This window comes from Arenibaculum pallidiluteum (assembly GCF_017355985.1).
Taxonomy (GTDB): Bacteria; Pseudomonadota; Alphaproteobacteria; order Azospirillales; family Azospirillaceae; genus Arenibaculum; species Arenibaculum pallidiluteum.
Genome location: NZ_JAFIQU010000002.1, coordinates 227477 through 246602, shown reverse-complemented (window position 1 = coordinate 246602; position 19126 = coordinate 227477). Strand labels below are relative to the sequence as shown.

Sequence of the window (19126 nt, the reverse complement as noted above, 5' to 3'; positions counted from 1 at the left end):
ATGCGCCTCTCCGAGATCTCGATCCGCCGTCCGGTCTTCGCCACCGTGATGAGCCTTGCGATCCTGCTGGTCGGGCTCGTCGCGTACCAGCGGCTGTCGGTGCGGGAGTATCCCAACATCGACGAGCCCGTCGTCACCGTGACGACGACGTATCTCGGCGCCTCGGCCGAGATCATCGAGAGTCAGGTCACGACGCCGCTCGAGGACAGTCTTGCGGGTATCGAGGGGATCGACGTGATGTCGTCGATCAGCCGGTCCGAGCGCAGCCAGATCACGCTGCGCTTCCGCACCGGGCGCGACGTGGACGTGGCTGCGAACGACGTGCGCGACCGCACGGCCCGGGTTCGCAACCGCCTGCCCGACGAGATCGACGAGCCCGTGATCGCGAAGGTCGAGGCCGACGCCCAGCCGATCATCTATCTCGCCTTCTCGAGCGACCGGCTGACGCCGCTCGAAGTCACGGATTACGCCGACCGCTACGTGCGGGACCGGCTGCAGAACCTTCCCGGCGTCGCCGAGGTCCGGATCTTCGGCGAGCGCCGCTTCTCGATGCGGATCTGGCTGGATCCCGCGCGCATGGCGGCCTACCGGATCACGCCCCAGGACGTCGAGGACGCGCTCCGCCGCCAGAACGTGGAGATCCCGGCGGGCCGTGTCGAGAGCAGCCAGCGCGAGTTCACGGTCGTCTCCCAGACGGATCTTGCGACCCCCGCCGAGTTCGACCGCGTGATCCTGCGCGAGGAAAGTGGCTATCTCGTGCGGCTGGGCGATGTCGGCCGGGCCGAGGTCGGGGCCCGCGAGGAGCGCGTGAGCGCCCGCTTCCGCGGCCGCAGCGCGGTCGCGCTGGGCGTCGTGAAGCAGTCGGTCGCGAACCCGCTGGACGTCTCGACCGCGATCCGCGGCGCGCTGCCGCGCATCCAGCAGGACCTGCCCGCGGGCATGAGCGTCGACATCGGCTACGACAGCTCGATCTTCATCGCCAAGTCCATCGACGCCGTCTACCACACCATCGGCGAGGCGGTGGTGCTGGTCGTCGTGGTGATCTTCTTCTTCCTGCGCTCTCTGCGGGCGACGCTGGTGCCGCTGGTGACGATCCCGGTCTCGCTGGTCGGCGCCTTCATGCTGATGTACGTCTTCGGCTTCTCCATCAACACGCTGACGCTGCTCGCCATGGTGCTGGCGATCGGGCTCGTCGTGGACGACGCCATCGTCGTGCTGGAGAACATCTATCGCCATGTCGAGGAGGGGATGACGCCCTTCCGGGCGGCGCTGAAGGGGGCTTCCGAGATCGGCTTCGCGGTGGTCGCCATGACGATCACGCTTGCGGCGGTCTACGCGCCGCTGGGCTTTCAGACCGGCCGGACCGGGCGGCTCTTCACCGAGTTCGCCCTGACGCTCGCGGGGGCGGTGATCGTCTCTGGCTTCGTCGCGCTGACGCTCTCGCCCATGATGTGCTCGAAGCTGCTGCGCCACCAGGAGCGGCACGGGATCGTCTACAACCTGATCGAGGGCTTCCTGAACGGACTGACGGCGGCGTACCGCCGCATCCTCGGTTGGAGCCTCCGCGTCCGTCCGCTGGTGGTGCTGGCCGGCATCGCCGTCGCGGCGACGAGCTGGTGGCTCTTCGGGGTCCTGAAGTCGGAGCTGTCGCCCGTCGAGGACCGCGGGACCGTGGTCGCGATCCTGATCGGGCCCGAAGGTGCGACCGTCGACTACATGGACCGCTACGTCCGCACGGCCGAGGAGCATCTGGCCGGCCTCCCGGAGGCCGAGGGCTTCTTCACGGTGATCGGTTTCCCGGTGCTGAACCAGGGCATCGCCTTCGTGCGCCTGAAGGACTGGGACGAGCGGGCCGTCGCGCAGCAGCAGGTCGTGGGCCAGCTCGCGCCCAAGCTCTTCGGCATCCCCGGGATCCTGGCCTTCCCCTCGAACCCGCCGTCGCTGGGCCAGAGCCCCAACGAGAAGCCCATCAACTTCGTGATCCAGAGCTCGCTCCCCTATGACGAGCTCGGGCGCCTGACGGATCTCCTGCTGGCCGAGGCGCGCAAGAACCCCGGCCTCGTGAACATCGACACCGACCTGAAGCTGAACAAGCCCGAGCTGCGCGTCCGGGTCGACCGCGACAAGGCGGCCGACCTCGGCATCGAGGTCGAGACGGTGGGGCGCACGCTCGAGACGCTGCTGGGCGGTCGCCAGGTGACCCGCTACAAGCAGGAGGGCAAGCAGTACGACGTGGTCGTCCAGGTCGCCGGAACCGACCGCTCGAATCCCGACGACATCGCCAGCATCTACGTGCGCGGCTCCAAGGGCGAGATGGTCAGCCTCGCGAATCTGGTGCAGGTCGTCGAGGGCGTGGCGCCGCGCGAGCTCAACCACTTCAACAAGCTGCGCTCGGTGACGGTGACCGCGACGCTCGCGCCCGGCTACGCGCTGGGCGAGGCCCTGCAGTTCCTGGCCACCACGGCGGACCGGGTCCTGCCGGGCTCCGCCACCGTCGACTATGCCGGCCAGAGCCGGGAGTTCCGCGAGGCCAGTGCCGGCCTCTACCTGACCTTCCTGATGGCGCTCGCCTTCATCTATCTCGTGCTGGCGGCCCAGTTCGAGAGCTTCGTCGACCCCGTCGTGATCATGTTGACGGTGCCGCTGTCGATGACGGGCGCGCTCGGCCTGCTCTGGCTCTGGGGCGGGACGCTGAACGTCTACAGCCAGATCGGCCTCGTCACGCTGGTCGGCCTGATCACCAAGCACGGCATCCTGATCGTGGAGTTCGCGAACCAGCTCCAGCGCGCCGGCCGGACGGTGCGCGACGCCGTCACTGAAGCCGCCTCCCTGCGCCTGCGGCCGATTCTGATGACGACCGGCGCCATGGTGCTCGGCGCGGTGCCGCTGGCCTATGCGACCGGGGCCGGCGCGGAGAGCCGCCAGGCAATCGGCGCGGTGATCGTCGGCGGCATGACGCTGGGCACGGTGCTGACGCTGTTCGTGGTGCCGACGGTCTACAGCTATCTCGGCCGCAAGCGGCAGGCGGGCGACGACGCGGAGATCGCGGTCCAGCACGGGCCCATCGTGCACGCGATGACGCGTGTCGAGCCCGCCGAGTAGGAAGGGGCGGAACGCCGCGCCCCGGGCGGCGAGCCCCCGGGATCCGCCGACGGACCCTTGAACCGTGGGGCGCCCCGGCCGTTCGTATCGTGGGCGGATTGGCGTGCGGGCAGCGGGGGAGGGCTCTTGGGGCGGTAGTTCCGAATGAAATCGAGCCGGTCAGGACCCGATGGGGTCCCGTATGAGGATTCCCGTATTACGATTCGTAGGCGACGACGCTGTGAACCGGCACGTCCAGGCGCTCGCGGCCCTTCAGGAAGGTGAGTTCGATGATGAAGGCGGCGGCCCGGACATCGGCGCCGATCTGGCGCAGCAGGCCGATCGTGGCCGCCATGGTGCCGCCGGTCGCCAGCAGGTCGTCGAGAACCACGACCCGCTGGCCGGGTCGGACGGCGTCGCGCTGGATCTCGATGCTGTCGGTGCCGTATTCCAGGTCGTAGGTATGGGCCACCACGTCGCCGGGCAGCTTGCCGCGCTTGCGCACCATCACGAAGCCCAGGCCGAGGCGCAGCGCCAGCGGCGCGGCCACCAGGAAGCCGCGGGACTCGATGCCGACCAGCACGTCGGGACGGTGCGCCGAGACCTGCCCGGCAAGGTTGTCGACGGTAGCCCGCCAAGCCTCGGCATGGGCGAGCAGCGTCGAAATATCGTAGAAGAGGATGCCCGGCTTCGGGAAATCGGGGATGTTGCGGATGTGCTGCTTGATGTCCATGACGCTGCAGGCCCGGCTCGCGGCTGTGAAGGCCGCGCATCGTAGCGGTGGTGCGGCCGGCCGTAAACGCCGGGCGGGTGGCGCGTGACCGGCACGGCCGAGCCCGCGGCGGCGTTCCTGGTTCCGGCCGGCACGGCCGGGACGGCGCGCGTGCTGGCCGCGCGCGGGCGCTGGGTTCTCGGCGCCTGGGACGGCCTGTCCCAAGCGGTCGAGGGGGCGGCCGCCGGCCTTGCGGGAGCCGGCGCGGTGCGCATCGAGGCGCAGGGTATCGAGGCGCTGGACACCGTGGGGGCGATCGAGCTCGCGCGTCTCGCGCGGCGGCTGGAGGCGCTCGGCCCGGTCGAGATCGCGGGGCTCGACCCCGTCCGCCAGGGGCTGCTGGACGCCGCCCGGAAGGCCGAGTGCGCCCCGCCGATCGGCCGGCCGGTCGAGCGCCCGATCATCGCGGTGGTCGAGCGAGCGGGCCGCGCGGCCTATGCGATGCTGGACGAGACGCTGGACCTCCTGGCCTTCGTCGGCATGGTCGCGATCACCCTGGGCCGAACGGCCCTCCGGCCGGCGCGGCTTCGCGGGTCGGCGATCATCCATCACATGGAGAAGACCGGGCTCGACGCGCTTCCGATCGTGGGCCTGCTCTCCTTCCTGATCGGGGTCGTGCTGGCCTACCAGGGGGCCGACCAGCTCCGCCGGTTCGGCGCCCAGCTCTTCGTGGTGAACCTCGTCGGCATATCGATCCTGCGCGAGATCGGCGTGCTGATGACCTCGATCATCGTGGCCGGACGGTCCGGCTCGGCCTTCACGGCGCAGATCGGCACCATGCAGGTCAACCAGGAGGTCGACGCCATGCGCACGCTGGGCCTGGATCCCGTCGAGATCCTGGTGCTGCCGCGCATGATCGCGCTGGTGCTGGCGCTGCCGCTGCTGAGCTTCTATGCCGCCGCCATGGGGCTTCTGGGCGGGGCCGCCGCGTCCTATGCCGTGCTCGACGTCACGCTCGCCCAGTTCCTGCGCCAGCTCCAGACGGCCGTCCCGGTCGGCACGATGCTGGTCGGCCTTGCCAAGGCGCCGGTCTTCGCCGCCGTCATCGCGCTGGTCGGCTGCTACGAGGGGTTGAAGGTCTCTGGAAGTGCCGACAGTGTGGGACGGCTGACCACGAAGTCGGTGGTGGTCAGCATCTTCCTCGTCATCGTGCTCGACGCACTGTTCTCGATCCTTTTCGCATCTTTCGGTCTCTAGGCATGGACGCGCAGCCCCCTTATTCCGGCGACGAGACCGTGATCCGCGTGCGCGGACTGCGCACGCGCTTCGGCCCCCAGGTGATCCATGACGGGCTGGACCTCGACGTGCGCCGGGGCGAGGTGCTCGGCGTCGTCGGCGGATCGGGCACCGGCAAGTCCGTCCTGCTCAAGGAGATCCTGGGCCTGATCCGGCCGGCGGCGGGCAGCATCGAAGTGCTGGGGCACGACATCACCGCGCTCTCCGAGCCGGCGCGGGTGGCGCTGCAGCGGCGCTGGGGCGTGCTGTTCCAGGATGGCGCGCTCTTCAGCTCCATGACGGTGGCGGAGAACGTTGCGGTCCCCCTGCGCGAGCACACGGACCTGGACAACGCGACCATCGAGGCCGCCGTCCGCATCAAGATCCGCATGGCCGGCCTGCCGGAGGATTCCTGCAGCAAGAAGCCCTCGCAGCTGTCGGGCGGCATGCGCAAGCGCGCGGGCCTCGCCCGGGCCCTGGCCCTGGATCCCGAGATCCTGTTCCTGGACGAGCCGACGGCCGGTCTCGATCCCATCGGGGCGGCTGCCTTCGACGAGCTTGTCGGTGGGCTGCAGCGGAGCCTGGGGCTGACGGTCTTCATGGTCACCCACGATCTCGACAGCCTGATCACGGTGTGCGACAGGATCGCGGCGCTGGTGGACCGGCGCGTGCGGACGGGGACGGTGGCGGAGATGCTGACGGAGTCCCATCCCTGGATCCGCAACTACTTCCACGGGCCTCGCGGCCGGGCGGCGATCGACGCGCAGGAGGCGCGCTGAGGCATGGAGCAACGGCCATCCTACCTGCTGGTGGGCACCTTCGTGCTGGTCCTGCTGGCCGGCATCGTGGGGGCCGGCCTGTGGTTCGCCCGCACGGCGCTCGAGACCAGCTCGACGACTTACAGGATTTATTTCAGGGGATCCGTGACCGGGCTTCAGACCGGCAGCCCGGTGCGCTACCGCGGCGTCCGCCTGGGGACGGTCGAGGACATCCGGATCGACCCCACCAATGTGGAGCGGGTGCTGGTGACCGTCTCCCTGCCGCCCGACGTGCCGATCAAGCGCGACGCCATCGCGATGCTGGAGCCGCAGGGCGTGACCGGCCTCGCCTTCGTCCAGATCACCGGCGGCACGCAGGAGGCCCCGGAGCTGGAACCCGGCGCCGACGGCTACCGCGTGATCCCCTCGCGCCCCTCGACCCTGTCGGAGGTCGTGGACCGCGCCCCCGAGCTGCTGGCCAACCTGATCGCCGTGTCGCAGCAGGCCAGGGGCCTGCTTTCGCCGGAGAACATCGAGGCGGTGTCGGACACCATCGTCAACCTGCGCGCCCTGACGGCCGCGCTCGCCATGACGACCGAGCAGGCCGGCGGGACCGTGCAGCGCGCCGACGCCCTGATCGGGTCGCTCCAGAGCAGCGTGGACGAGCTCAGCGGCGAGGCGAGGGGGGCGCTGAAGAGCGTCCGCGGCAGCATCGACGCTGTCGGGCGCGAGGCCTCGCAGACTGCCGCGCAGCTCAGCGGAACCGCGCAGGACGTCAGCCAGCTCGTCGACACGCTGAACAAGGCGGCCGGCCGGCTCGACCAGATCCTGGCCGAGAACCGCCAGCCCATCCGGGACTTCACGGGCAGGGGACTCTATGACATCAGCCAGCTCGTGGCGGAGCTCCGCGATCTCACGACCAACCTGTCCCGGCTGGCGATCCGCATCGAGCGGAACCCCACGGACTTCCTGCTGGGCGACAGTCGCCGCGGCGTCGAGGTGAAGTGATGCGCCTTCCTCTTCCGGCGGCTGCGCTCGCCGCCCTTCTCGCCGCCTGCGTGCCCGTTCCCGGCTTCCAGGAGCCGCCGCGCCTCTACACGCTGACGCCCGTGGAGACGTTTTCCGCACCCCTGGCGCGGACCTCCGAGCAGCTCCTGATCGAGGCACCGTCCGCGCCGGCAGGCCTGGACACGGCGCGGATCGCCCTGCGCACGGCGCCCACGAACCTCGATTACTTCGCCAACGTCAACTGGACGGACCGCGCGCCCTCGATGGTCCAGAACCTGCTGGTCGAGAGCTTCGAGCGCTCGCGCGCCATCCGGGCCGTCGGGCGCGACACCTCGGGCCTGCGCGCCGACTGGGTGCTGCGCTCCGAGCTCCGCGACTTCGAGGCGGAGTACCCCGGGGACCCCGCGCGCACGGTTCCATCCGTGCGGGTGGCGCTGAACGGCAAGCTGATCTCGTCCCAGCGCAGGTCCATCGAGGCGAGCGAGACCTTCGAGGCCGTGGTGCCTGCGCGCGACGCCTCCTTCGCGGCGGTGATCGAGGCCTTCGACCAAGCCGTCGAGCTGGTCCTGCAGGGCGCGGTGAGCTGGACTCTCGGGCGCCTTCCCAGGGAGTGAGGGGCCCCTGGCCTGCCCGCTTAACCGAACCTTCATCCTTGCTGGCCGACACTTCCGGGCGGTTCCCGAAGAAAAGCTGGTCCAATGACGGAGCATCTCAGCAAGCATGACGTCGAGCGTCTGCTGAAGGACCCGTCGCCGCAGACCCGCGCGGAGCTGGCGGCGAAGGTCGCCGGACAGCTCGAGCTCAGCGAGATGAGCGCCTCCGAGCGCGACCTCGCCCAGAGCATCGTCCGGCTGATGGCCCGCGATGCCGCCCTCCGGGTCCGGGAGGCGCTTGCCGACAACCTCAAGTCCTCGACCGCGCTGCCGCGGGACGTGGCCCTGCTGCTCGCCCGCGACGTCGAGAGCGTGGCGCTGCCGATCCTCGAAGCCTCCCTGGTCCTGACCGAGACCGACCTGGTCGACCTCGTGCGTTCGGGCAACATCTCCAAGCAGACCGCCATCGCCAGGCGCCACGAGGTGCCGGCCGCCGTCGCCGACGCGCTGATCGACCACGGCGCGGAAGGGGCGGTGGCGGCGCTCGTCGCCAACGAGGGCGCCGAAATCGGTGAGCGCAGCCTGGTCAAGGTCATCGACCGGTTCGGCGCCAGCCCCAGCGTGCAGGAACCGCTGGTCCATCGCCGCAAGCTGCCGGTCACCGTCTCCGAGCGGTTGGTGGCTCTGGTCTCGGACCGGCTGCGGGACTATCTCGTGACCCATCACGAGCTGCCGGCCACGATGGCCTCGGACCTCGTCCTCAAGAGCCGGGAGCGCGCCACCGCGACACTCTTCGCCGGCGACGCGGAGGACGGAGACGTGGAGCGGCTCGTCGCCCAGCTGCATGCCAATGGGCGCCTGACGCCGTCGCTGATGCTGCGCGCGCTCTGCATGGGCGACGTGGCGTTCATCGAGGCCAGCCTGTCCCTTCTCGCGCGCGTGCCGCTCAGCAACGCCCGCCTGCTGATCCACGATGCCGGCACGCTCGGGATGAAATCGATCTACGACAAGGCCGGCCTTCCGCCGGGCCTGCTTCCCGCCATCCGGGTCGCGCTGAACGTCGCCCGCGAGACCGACTTCGACGGCGAGCCCGGCGACCTGGAACGGCACCGCCGCCGCATGATCGAGCGGATCCTGACCCAGTACGAGGATATGGGGTCAGAGGATCTCGACTATCTCCTCGACAAGCTCAGCGACATGATCCGGCCCGCCGCCTGAGGGCGGCGCCGAGGGAAGGCGAGGGGTGCGCCGTCTCGGCACCGCACCATTGCCGGCGCGGGTCCTGGAACACCGCCGGGCACGCTGCTGTTGTAGGCTCGGATTGGGCCAGGAGCAGCAGGAATGTCCCGCACCGACGAGATCAACCCGGACAGCGACCGCCAGGGTCAGGCACGCAGCCGCAGCCCGGCCGACATCGAACGGGATATCGCCGCCGCGCGCGAGCGCATGGACCGGACCCTGGACGAGATCGAATACCGCCTGTCCCCGGGCCAGATGACCGCATCCGTGCGCGACACGCTGCGGGACATCGTCGAGGGGAACCCGCAGAACCGGCTCGCCATGGCGATCCGCAACAACCCGATTCCGGTCGCGCTGATCGGCATCGGTGCGATCTGGCTTGCCTTCGCAGCCATGCGGGAGGGGCAACGCGTATCGGGCCCGACCACCGTGTCGGGCCCCGCGGCGGCGTCGCTGGCGCGGCTCGCAGTGGCCGTGCGCGAAGGGGCGCTGGCGCTGCGCGATGCCGCCTCCGCGACCACCGATGCAGCCTTCGGCGGCCTGCTGGACGATTACGCCCGCGAGTACGAGCGCGCGGCCGCCGTGATCGACGGCGAGATGCGGACCCACGCGGAAGGTGCAGCCGACAGGGCCGCCGACGGCGCGGGAGCGGATGGCGCAGGGACTGGTGCCGAGCCTGCCTCCGCCGCGGGCATGTCCTGGGGCGAGGTGCGCCGGGTCGCCGCCACCCACGACCGCACGGCGCTCCTCAGCGCCGCTCGGCAGGGCTCCTCGGTGGTACTCGACGCGTTCCGGGACACGCTCCGGCACGACCTGCCAGAGCCGGCCCGGATAGCCGTCGGTGCCCAGTTCCATGCCATGGAGCAGGTGCACAACCGGCTGGCATCCCTCGACACTGCGACCTGAGGGGGGCCGGATGCTGGGGCTCAGCCGTCGTCATCATCAGCAGGCCATAGACCGTGGCGAGGCCGGGCGCGGACGCAACGCGGACCGGCCTGGCGAGATCCCGAAGGCGGGATGGCGGGACATCCTGCTGCGCGTGAAGAACGAGCAGTCCAAGGACAACCTGTCCATGATCGCGGCGGGCGTCGCCTATTACGCGTTGCTGGCCGTTTTCCCGGCGCTAGCGGCCATGGTGTCGGTCTACGGGCTCGCCTTCGATCCCCGGGACGTGGAGGCGCAGATCGCCTCGGTCGGCGCGGTGCTGCCCGCCGAGGCGACGACCCTGCTCAACGATCAGCTCAAGAGCCTGACGAGCCAGCCGCGCGAAGGCCTCGGAATCGGCGCGGCCATCGGCATCATCGTCGCGCTCTGGAGCGCCTCGCAGGGCGTCAAGGCGCTGATGACGTCGCTGAACATCGTCTACGACGAGGAGGAGACGCGCGGCTTCATCCGCTTCAACGCGATGGCGCTGCTCCTGACCTTCGCCGCCGTGCTGTTCCTGCTGGTGACGCTCGGGACCATTGCGGGCATCCCGGCCGTGATCGCCTATATCGGCCTCACGGGGCCGCTCGAATGGGTTGTCCGCCTGCTGCGCTGGCCGCTCCTCGCCGTCATGGTGATGGCCGGGTTGGCGGTGCTGTATCGCTACGCTCCCGACCGCCGCACGCCACGCTGGCGCTGGACGAGCTGGGGCGCGGTGCTCGCGACGGCGCTCTGGCTTCTGGGCTCCATCGCCTTCTCGGTCTACGTCTCGAACTTCGGCAGCTATGACGAGACCTACGGGTCCGTGGGCGCCGTGGTCATCCTGCTGCTCTGGCTGAACCTTACGGCCTACGTGATCCTGCTGGGCGGCGAGCTGAATGCCGAGATGGAGCATCAGACGGCCCGCGACACGACGTCCCGAGACGGAAACCGGACCGGACGTCCGCTGGGCGCACGCGACGCCTACGTGGCCGACACGGTGGGCGAGAAGCCCTGAGTTGCCCTGGGCGCCCCGGGCCGGGGCGCTCAGGCCGCGCTGCGGCCCTGCTCGCCAGCCAGCTTCCGCTCCCAGTCCAGGGCCGTGCGCACGATGTACTCGAGATCGTCGTGCCTCGGCGTCCAGCCGAGCACGGCCCGGATCCGCCCGGGAGAGGACACCAGCGCCGCCGGGTCGCCTAGCCGGCGCTCGGCGAATTCGACCGGCAGCTCGGCCCCGGTCACCTTCTCGACCGCGCGGACGACCTCGCGGACGGAGAAGCCCCGGCCATAGCCGCAGTTGGCGGTCAGCGAGCCGCCGCCGCCCAGGAGATGCCGAAGCGCATCCACATGAGCCTGGGCCAGATCGCTGACATGGATGTAGTCGCGGATGCAGGTCCCGTCCGCCGTCGGATAGTCGGTTCCGAAGATCGAGAGCCGTGGCCGCTGCCCCAGCGCGGTCTGGCAGGCGAGCTTCAGGAGGTGCGTTGCCCCCGGGAAGGACTGCCCGGTCCGGCCGGCCGGGTCGGCGCCCGCCACGTTGAAGTAGCGCAGCACCGCGTAGCGGAGACCATAGGCGGCCGCGTAGTCCCGCAGCATCCATTCGGTCATCAACTTTGACCAGCCATAGGGATTGATCGGCCGGGTCGGCGTGTCCTCGTCCAGCGGGATCGTGTCCGGCTGGCCATAGACCGCGGCGGTCGAGCTGAAGATGAAGTTGGCGACGCCCGCGCGACGGCAGGCATCCATCAGCGTCTGGCTGTTCGCGGGATTGTTCCGGTAGTACTTCAGCGGCTGCGCAACCGATTCCGGCACGACGATGCTGCCGGCGAAATGCAGCGCCGCGACGGCGCGGTGTTCGCGCAACGTGGCCTCCATCAGCCTGCCGTCGCCGACGTTCCCGACCACGAGGGGCACGTCGGCGGGCACCGACGCGCGGCGGCCGGTCGACAGGTCGTCGACGACCACGACGCCGTATCCGGCATCGCGCAGGGCCAGGACGCAGTGGCTGCCGATGTATCCGGCGCCGCCGGTCACGAGCACGGTGTCTGTCATGAAGGCTGGATCCTGTCTGGGCGACTCTGGAGGGGCCTGGGGGCGGCCCGCAGTCTAGGGGTGGAGGCCGTGGCCGTCCGTCCTTCTTCCGGAGAAGCCGCAGCCCACGATGGAGGGGGCACGCCTGCGGACGCAAGCCTCACTCGGCGGGTGCCGGCGGCTTTCGTGCGATCCCGTGGCGCATGGCGTTGAGGGCGAGATAGCCTGCCACCGTCCAGGGCTCGACGAGATAGCGGCGCCAGAACCGGCCGGGATCGTCGGCCAGGCGGAAGGCCCATTCGAGCCCCGCGCGCCCCATCCAGCGCGGCGGCGTGCGGACCGCGCCGGCGAAGTACTCGATGCAGGCTCCCGAGGTGGCGATCACGGGCACCTCGATGCGGTCGCGGTTGCGCATGATCCAGCGCTCCTGGCGTCCCATGCCCATGCCCGTGATCAGCAAGTCCGGGCGGAAGGCGTTGATCTCGTCGGCGATTGATGCCTCGTCCTCGGGCCGGAAGTAGCCGCTGCGGCCACCGACGGCGAGATCGGGGACGAGGGTGCGCAGGTTGCCGAGACCGCGCTCAAGGACGCTGGGCTCGGCGCCGAGATAGAAGACCCGCCAGCCCTTCCGGGCGGCCATGCGCATCATGGGCGGGAAGATGTCGATCCAGGTTGTCCGGTGTTCGCCGTTCAGTCCCAGGCCGGCGGCCCGGCCGAGCCAGACGATGGGCATGCCGTCGATATGCACGCAGGTCGACGGATCGTCGTGCAGGGCCCGGAACTCGGGGTCGCGGGCATGGATGTAGAGGCCATGCAGGTTCTGGCTGGCGACGACCAGCCGGGTCCGCTGGCCGACGGCCTCCTCCATCAGCACGAACATCTCGTCCATGGTGACGGGCGTGATGGGGATGCCGCAGAGCCGGGTGGTGGGCAGCGCGATCGCCAAGGATCTCCTCCTCGGTGAAGGGGCGGACAAGGAAAAGGGGGCGGCGCCCGCCGGCGCCGCCCCGGAACGGACGGATCCTCAGTTCTTGAAGTAGGATCCGCGCTTGCCGATGTAGTAGTCCGCTTCGCCGGAGCCGTACCTTGCGGCCTTGCGGGTGTCGACCTGGGTCAGCGCGATGCCGACCACGTTGCCGCCGGCCTCCTTGAGCCGCCGCAGGGCCTTCTCGACGAGCTTGGCCGGGGTGCGGCGCCAGCGCGCGACCATCACGCACTGGGACGCCTTGTCGGCGAGAACCAGCGTGTCCGACACCGGCGTCACCGGCGGCGTGTCGAGGACGATCAGGCTGTACTGCGGACCCATGTTGACGAGCAGCTGCTCGAACAGCGGGTTGCGCAGGATCTCCTCGGGATGGTCGACGTGGCTGCCCGCCGTGATCACGTCGGCGCCGCTCTTCGGGTCCTTCTTCAGGACCTGGGGAAGCGTGGCGCCGCCGGCCAGGAAGTCAGCGAGGCCGAGCTTGTTGTCGAGCTTCAGCGCCTCGTGGACCTGCGGGCGGCGCAGGTCGCAGTCGATCAGCAGCGCCTTGCGGCCGGCGACACTCATGATCCGGGCCAGCGAGGCCGCGGTGGTCGACTTGCCCTCGCCGGGCACGGCCGAGGTCACCAGGATCACGTTGCCGCCGCCCTGGCGCTGATGGGCGATCACCAGCGAGGTGAAGAGTGACTTCACGGCCTGGGCGAAAGCCGAGGACGGCTTCTCCAGCACGTAGTCCTGGGGACGCCGGCGGCCCAGCGCCCCGGGGATGACCGGGATCAGGGACAGCGTCCGCTCGCGCAGCAGCCGCTCGACATCGTCCTGCGTCTGCAGGCCCGTCTCCATCTGCTCGGCCACGAAGACGAGGACCAGGCCGAGGAAGCAGGCGATCACGAAGGCGGCCGCGACCACCAGCTTCTTGTTGGGGAAGGACGCATCCAGCGGCATGGAGGCGTTGGAGACGATGTAGGCGTTCGGGCGCTCGAAATTGACTTCCTCGGTCTCGCGCGAGCGGCTCAGGAAGTTCTGGTAGAGCGTCCGGTTCGCCTCGGCCACCCGCTCGAGCTGGCGGTACTCGACCTCGACGCCGCCCAGGCGCCCGGCCTCCTGCTCGAGCCGGCGCGCGTTCGCCTCCAGGCTGCTCACGCGCTCCTGAGCGACCTGGACCTGGCTGCGCAGGCCGTTGAGGCGATTGCCGGCCTCGGCTCCGATCGCGTTCTGGATCTCGCGGATCTGCTCCTTCAAGTCGATCACCTGCGGATGGCGCGGGCCCAGCGTGTTCAGCAGCTCGGCCTCGCGCTGACGCAGGAGCGTCTCCTGGTTGCGCAGGTTGGTGACGATGGGGCTGTCGACCGCGTCGAAGGCGGCGCGGCCGCCGCGCTGGCGGACGGCGCTCTCGGCCGCCGAGAGCTGCGCGCGGGCGGCGTTGAGGTCGCTGCGGGCGATGATCAGCTGGGCGTTCAGACCGCTGATCTGCTCGTTGATGAGCCGCGTGTCGCGGCCTTCGACGATGCCCGCCTGGGCACGGTACTGCTCGACCGCGCGGTCGGCCTTCTCGACCTCCTCACGCAGCTTGCTGAGACGCTCGCCCAGCCACTGGTTGGCGCGCTGCCGGGCGTCGAACTTCGCTTCCAGCTGCTGGGTGATGTAGAGCTGGGCGATCGTGTCGGCGACCCGCTGGGCGAGCGCGGGATCCTCGGAGGTGAAGGTCACCTCCAGCACCCGCGACCGGCCTACGGTCCGCACGTCCACCCGGCTCATGAACTTGCCCAGCATGGCCGTCTCGGCCCGGCGGGCGGACGCGTCGGGATCGACGGGCTCCTCCTCGGCGCCGGCCACCCAGCGCTTGATGGCGGGGATGGGGTTGACCGCCGAGATCCAGCGGTCGACGTCGATCAGCGGCGGGTTCGCCTCCGCCTGCGCCCTGGCGATCAGCGGGTTGAACTCCGCCGTCGCGTCCAGGCCGGTCTGGGCGATCACCCGCTTGGCCAGGGCGTCGGACTTCAGGACCTCGATCTCGCTCTCGAGGGTGCCCGCATCGGCCGGAAGGCCGGTCAGGATGTCCTCCACGTTGACCACGCGCTCCTCGCGCGGGTCCACCATGACGGAGGTCGTCGCGGAGTAGAGCGGCGTCATCGTCGTCGCCGCCACGATCCCCAGGAGCGTGATGATGGCGACGGTCCCGATAAGCCACCATTTCCGGCGCTTCAGGACCATCAGGAGGTCGGCCAGGCTGAGCTGCGGGACGCCCGGCGGGGCGCCCTGTTCGAAGGTCGTGTACTCGCCCCGGTCGTAGTCCTGGCGGTCCGGCGTGAGGATCTTGTTCATTCGCGTATCCGGTCAGTTGCAAGTCCGGCGGGGCGCAGGACGCGGTTTGCGCCCGAGGCGGGCCGGTCAGCGCTGGCAAAGCCTATGGTGTCAGTGCTGCATCAACGAACGCGCACGCGGTCAAGATGCGGACCCAGCAGCATTTACTCCTTACGCCCAGGGCGAGTCCGTCGGGTTACCCGAAATCGCCTGCCGCGTCCGCGGCGCCGGGCCGCCGGATCGCGGCCGCGTGACGAGGCGCTTGGGTTTCGAGCCCGGCTGCACTAACAACGGAGGACGGGGCCTCCCCGATGACGCAATTCCCAGCTCCCAGCCGCAGGGGTTCCGATGGATCCGGTACTGCGCGACCTCCTGGACCGGGTCGTCGCCATCGCGCACCAGGCCGGCAGCGCGATCCTCGCCGTTGCCGACACGGCCGCCGCACGCTGCAAGGACGACGGCAGCCCGGTGACCGAGGCCGACGAGGCGGCCGAGGCCGTGATTCTTCCGGCGCTGGCGGCCGCCGCGCCCGGCATCGCGATCGTGTCCGAGGAGCAGGCCGCGGCCACGGGCATTCCCGCGGTGCCGGCCGGACGCTTCTGGCTGGTCGATCCCCTGGACGGCACCAAGGAGTTCATCCGGCGCAGCGGCGAGTACACCGTGAACATCGCCCTGATCGAGGATGGCCGGCCGATCCTGGGAGTCGTCCACGCGCCGGCCCTCGGGCTGACCTATGCGGGCTGCGCAGGCAGCGCGATGGTCCTGCGCCAGGGCGAGCCGGCGCGGGCGATCCGCGCGCGCACCCCGGGGGCCGAAGGCTTGGTCGTGGTCCGCAGCCGCGAGCACGGCGACCCCGACGCGACCGCCCGGTTCCTGGGCGGGCGCCGCATCGCGGCGGAGCGCGCCATCGGCAGCTCGCTCAAGCTGTGCCTCGTCGCCGCGGGCGAGGCCGATCTCTATCCGAGGTTCGGGCGCACCATGGAATGGGACACGGCGGCGGGCGATGCCGTGGTCCGCGCCGCCGGGGGAAGGGTCGAGGATCTGGAGGGGCGGCCGCTGGCCTACGGCAAGCCCGGTTTCGACAACCCGTCCTTCGTCGTGTCCGGGCTTGCGGTCGGAGAGGCCACGACCCTGCCGGTTGGGTAATCCCCTCGCGCCGTGGCGCGGGGTGGCCCGCGTCACCGTTGTTCAGACGTTGCATCGGGATGCACCGGCGCGCCCATTGGCCGCGAGGCTATCCTGCACGGGCGGCACGTCCGTCCGGAGAAGGCCTTCCGGCGACCCTGCATGGCGCTTGGGCTAACCCCGCTGCAATGGGTGGCGCGGAGGCCCGCATTTGCGACGATCCGCGGCACGGGGAGGCGAAGTCGGTGCCCGGTGGCTTGGACGTCCGGATGCCGGTGGTGGCCGCTGCCGCGCACTGACGGGGTTACTTGCATGTCCACGCTGATTTCCCTGCTTTTCCTTCTGCTCCTCGGGTGGGTGCTCCTGGCGCCGCTGGCCGTCCCGGCGGCCTGGCGCCTGCTGCGGAGCGAGGGGCGGAATGGCTGGTACGCGCTGCTGCTGTTCGTTCCATATGCGGGCTTCCTGGCCCTCCTCCTGATTCTTCAGAAGCCCACGAACCAGACCTGGGCCGCCGCCGGCGGACGCAACGGGTGATGCCATGAGCTTTCTCGCCTTCCAGATCCTGATGGCTTCCGTCCTCGGCCTGCTGGTCCTCATGCCGCTAGCGCTCGGATGGCGGTTTCTGACCCGGCGCGGCCGGTCGGGCTGGGCCGTCCTGCTGCTCGCCGTACCGGTCCTGAACCTCGTCGCCGTCTATTCGCTCGCATTCCGCAGGGCCGTGGCGCCGCGGCCCCTGTCGGGTTCGCCGGGCTCCATGCACGGCGCCCTGCCGAACCGCTGAAGGAAAATCATGAAGCGTCGAAGCTTCCTCAAGTTCTCGGCAACCGTGACGGGGCTCGGTCTCGCTGCGGGCGCCCGGCCCGGCGCAGCCGCGGGGATCGCCAGCCCCGCGGCGGGGCAGGCCACGGGGCCGCTTCTCCCGAGCCTGGACGCGATGCGGCGGATCGGCCGGCTTCATCTGGACGCGCGACCCGACGAGATCGATGCCGCCCGTGCCCTGCGCACGCGGATCGATGCGGCTGGCGGACTGGATCGCGTCGTTCTGCGCAGGGTCCTGGGCGAGGACATGCGCCGGAACCTCGATCAGCATGATGTCGTTACGATCGAGGGGTGGGTCCTGCCGCGCGCCCTCGTCCGCGTCTGCGCGGCCGTGGCGGTTGCGTGAGCCGCATAAGGGAAATCGATGTTCTCCGATCTTCGGGACCTGGAATCCGGCTCCACGCTGGAGACGGACGTCTGCATCGTCGGCGCCGGGCCAGCCGGCATCAGCATGGCGATGGCCCTTGCCGGGACGAGGACGCGGGTCCTCCTCCTGGAGAGCGGGGGCTTCGAGTTCGAGCCCGACACGCAGGACCTCTATGACGGCGAGACCGCGGGGCTCCCTTACTTCGACCTGACCGCCGCGCGCCTGCGCTACTTCGGCGGGACGTCCGGGCACTGGGACAACTGGTGCAACCAGATGACCGGGATCGACTTCCGCAGGCGCGACTGGGTCCCTCACAGCGGCTGGCCCATCGGCGAGTCGGATCTAGAGCCCTACTATGCCCGGGCGCGCCCGATCTGCGGTCTCGACCGGCACCGGCCGCTCGAGGCCATCTGGAACTCGCTGCGCGTCGATCCGCTGCCGCTTGATCCCGCCCACCTCGACTACCGGTTCTGGGAGTTCGCCGGTCCGGTCCGGTTCGGCGAGGCCTACCGCCAGCCGCTGAAGGACGCGCCGAACGTCAGGGTCCTGCTCCACGCCAATGTGGTGAACGTCCAGACGGATCCCGAAGGCGGCGCTGTGACGCGCCTCGACCTCCGCACGCTGGAGGGGAAGACGGCGACCGTCACCGCGCAGAGCTACGTGCTCGCCTGCGGCGGCATCGAGAACGCCCGGCTGCTTCTCGCCTCCAACAGCGTGGAGAGCACGGGCGTGGGCAACCGCCACGACCTGGTGGGCCGCTACTTCCAGGAGCACATCCTGGACGTGCTGGGGACAGTCGTCACCGACGACCCTCTCGCGATGATCGAGCGCTTCGGTTCGACCTGGCTCGGCAAGCACGGCTACACCGCCGGGATCATGATGTCCGAGGCGGCGCAGGAGCGCGAGCAGGTCCTGAACTGCTCGGTGATGATGCGCTACTCGGCGAGCGGCGACGCCGTGAAGACGATGAAGCGCCTGCAGAACCAGGTGAAGGCGGGCCGGCTCCCCGACAATCTCGCCGCCGGGGTCTGGAACATCGTCCAGGACCTGGACATGTTCGCCTACAACGTCTACCGGCGGAAGATGCTCGGCCTGCCGGTGCTGCCCAAGCCCGAGGATCTGCAGGCGATCTCCTTCGTCTGTCACAACGAGCAGGCGCCGAACCCGGACAGCCGCGTCACCCTGACGGGCGACCGGGACAGGTTCGGCATGCAGCGGGTCCGGCTCGACTGGCGCACCGGCGAGCTCGACAAGCGGACCGTGATGCGGCACGCCCGGGCGCTGGGGGCGGAGTTCTCGCGGACGGGCGCCGGGATCTTCCGGATCGAGCCCTGGGTGGAGGACGAGAGCATGTCCTGGTCGCCCAGGATGGAAGGTGGATACCACCACATGGGGACGACCCGCATGGCGGCCGACCCGCGCCAGGGCGTGGTTGACGGCGACTGCCAGGTCCATGGGGTCCGAAACCTCTACATAGCCGGGAGCTCCGTCTTCCCGACGGGGGGCAACATCAATCCGACGCTGACGATCGTCGCGCTGGCGCTGCGCCTCGCGGATCATCTGAAGGATGCCGACGCCGCCTGAGCGACAAGGTCTTCTCGGTCGAGTAATGAATGGACAAAATAAGAGGCGCTGGCGGAAGATTCCGCCAGTGCCTTTTGCTGTCCAGCGTGCATGCAGGGAGGGTACCTCGGCGCCCGGAGAAGGCGTCTAATCCCCCACGGCTAATCCGTAGGATGTTCCTTCCGGCCTGGAAATGAAGTGGCCCTTCGCGTGTTTGGAAGGCAGCGTTGATGCCGTCGACGTCCCTGTTCAAAGACAGACTAAGAACAGGTTGGGAGAGCCAACATTACGCATTTGACGGGCCCTCGCGGGTTGAACGGAATTCTATAAAAAGCATTCCGGTTCGTCTTTGTGCGTGATGCTGAT

General features: G+C 69.8%; 17 protein-coding genes. 13 read left to right on the top strand and 4 right to left on the bottom strand.

The features are described 5' to 3' along the window. Nucleotides 1-3102, top strand: a complete 3102-nt coding sequence (locus tag JUB13_RS05180) for an efflux RND transporter permease subunit (protein WP_207477712.1) — start codon at nucleotides 1-3, stop codon at nucleotides 3100-3102. Between the two features lie 196 nt (nucleotides 3103-3298). Here the strand turns inward: JUB13_RS05180 and JUB13_RS05175 are convergent, their stop codons facing one another. Continuing rightward, nucleotides 3299-3814 carry an adenine phosphoribosyltransferase gene (locus tag JUB13_RS05175; protein ID WP_207477711.1) on the bottom strand — a complete coding sequence of 172 codons (516 nt, stop codon included), beginning with the start codon at nucleotides 3812-3814 and terminating at the stop codon, nucleotides 3299-3301. An 84-nt stretch (nucleotides 3815-3898) separates the two neighbouring features. Between JUB13_RS05175 and JUB13_RS05170 the strand changes: the two genes are divergently transcribed. The 7 genes from JUB13_RS05170 to JUB13_RS05140 all read left to right on the top strand — a co-directional run bounded on the left by JUB13_RS05170 (nucleotide 3899) and on the right by JUB13_RS05140 (nucleotide 10587). Beyond that, the gene (locus tag JUB13_RS05170; protein ID WP_207477709.1) at nucleotides 3899-5050 is read left to right on the top strand and encodes an MlaE family ABC transporter permease; all 1152 of its coding nucleotides are present in this window, start codon (nucleotides 3899-3901) and stop codon (nucleotides 5048-5050) included. A gap of 2 nt (nucleotides 5051-5052) precedes the next feature. Next, complete coding sequence (locus tag JUB13_RS05165) at nucleotides 5053-5847, top strand: ABC transporter ATP-binding protein (RefSeq protein ID WP_207477707.1); 795 nt, start codon at nucleotides 5053-5055, stop codon at nucleotides 5845-5847. Nucleotides 5848-5850: 3 nt separating this feature from the next. Beyond that, nucleotides 5851-6834 (top strand): MlaD family protein, encoded by a 984-nt coding sequence (locus JUB13_RS05160; RefSeq protein ID WP_207477706.1) that lies wholly within the window; start codon nucleotides 5851-5853, stop codon nucleotides 6832-6834. Beyond that, entirely contained in the window at nucleotides 6834-7448 is a 615-nt protein-coding gene (locus JUB13_RS05155; protein ID WP_207477703.1) for an ABC-type transport auxiliary lipoprotein family protein, read from the top strand. Before JUB13_RS05160 ends, JUB13_RS05155 begins: the two co-directional genes overlap by 1 nt. An 84-nt stretch (nucleotides 7449-7532) precedes the next feature. After that, complete coding sequence (locus JUB13_RS05150) at nucleotides 7533-8645, top strand: DUF2336 domain-containing protein (RefSeq protein ID WP_207477701.1); 1113 nt, start codon at nucleotides 7533-7535, stop codon at nucleotides 8643-8645. Between the two features lie 123 nt (nucleotides 8646-8768). Beyond that, nucleotides 8769-9572: a DUF3618 domain-containing protein gene (locus tag JUB13_RS05145; protein WP_207477699.1), complete on the top strand. Its 804-nt coding sequence runs from the start codon at nucleotides 8769-8771 to the stop codon at nucleotides 9570-9572. Between the two features lie 10 nt (nucleotides 9573-9582). Further along, the gene (locus JUB13_RS05140; protein WP_207477697.1) at nucleotides 9583-10587 is read left to right on the top strand and encodes a YihY/virulence factor BrkB family protein; all 1005 of its coding nucleotides are present in this window, start codon (nucleotides 9583-9585) and stop codon (nucleotides 10585-10587) included. Nucleotides 10588-10616: 29 nt separating this feature from the next. Here the strand turns inward: JUB13_RS05140 and galE are convergent, their stop codons facing one another. The 3 genes from galE to JUB13_RS05125 form a co-directional block, all read right to left on the bottom strand. Then, nucleotides 10617-11621: a UDP-glucose 4-epimerase GalE gene (gene galE, locus JUB13_RS05135; RefSeq protein WP_207477695.1), complete on the bottom strand. Its 1005-nt coding sequence runs from the start codon at nucleotides 11619-11621 to the stop codon at nucleotides 10617-10619. A gap of 139 nt (nucleotides 11622-11760) precedes the next feature. Beyond that, nucleotides 11761-12546 carry a WecB/TagA/CpsF family glycosyltransferase gene (locus tag JUB13_RS05130; RefSeq protein WP_207477693.1) on the bottom strand — a complete coding sequence of 262 codons (786 nt, stop codon included), beginning with the start codon at nucleotides 12544-12546 and terminating at the stop codon, nucleotides 11761-11763. A gap of 78 nt (nucleotides 12547-12624) precedes the next feature. Beyond that, nucleotides 12625-14907: a GumC family protein gene (locus JUB13_RS05125; protein ID WP_207477692.1), complete on the bottom strand. Its 2283-nt coding sequence runs from the start codon at nucleotides 14905-14907 to the stop codon at nucleotides 12625-12627. Nucleotides 14908-15234: 327 nt separating this feature from the next. Between JUB13_RS05125 and cysQ the strand changes: the two genes are divergently transcribed. The 5 genes from cysQ to JUB13_RS05100 all read left to right on the top strand — a co-directional run bounded on the left by cysQ (nucleotide 15235) and on the right by JUB13_RS05100 (nucleotide 18781). Continuing rightward, nucleotides 15235-16032: a 3'(2'),5'-bisphosphate nucleotidase CysQ gene (gene cysQ, locus JUB13_RS05120; protein WP_207477690.1), complete on the top strand. Its 798-nt coding sequence runs from the start codon at nucleotides 15235-15237 to the stop codon at nucleotides 16030-16032. Between the two features lie 291 nt (nucleotides 16033-16323). Then, nucleotides 16324-16545, top strand: coding sequence for a DUF805 domain-containing protein (locus JUB13_RS05115; RefSeq protein WP_207477688.1), 222 nt, complete (start codon nucleotides 16324-16326; stop codon nucleotides 16543-16545). 4 nt (nucleotides 16546-16549) lie between these two features. Beyond that, nucleotides 16550-16792, top strand: coding sequence for a DUF805 domain-containing protein (locus tag JUB13_RS05110; protein WP_207477686.1), 243 nt, complete (start codon nucleotides 16550-16552; stop codon nucleotides 16790-16792). 9 nt (nucleotides 16793-16801) lie between these two features. Then, complete coding sequence (locus JUB13_RS05105) at nucleotides 16802-17176, top strand: hypothetical protein (RefSeq protein ID WP_207477684.1); 375 nt, start codon at nucleotides 16802-16804, stop codon at nucleotides 17174-17176. An 18-nt stretch (nucleotides 17177-17194) separates the two neighbouring features. Then, complete coding sequence (locus tag JUB13_RS05100) at nucleotides 17195-18781, top strand: FAD-dependent oxidoreductase (protein WP_207477682.1); 1587 nt, start codon at nucleotides 17195-17197, stop codon at nucleotides 18779-18781. Nucleotides 18782-19126: the final 345 nt, after the last annotated feature.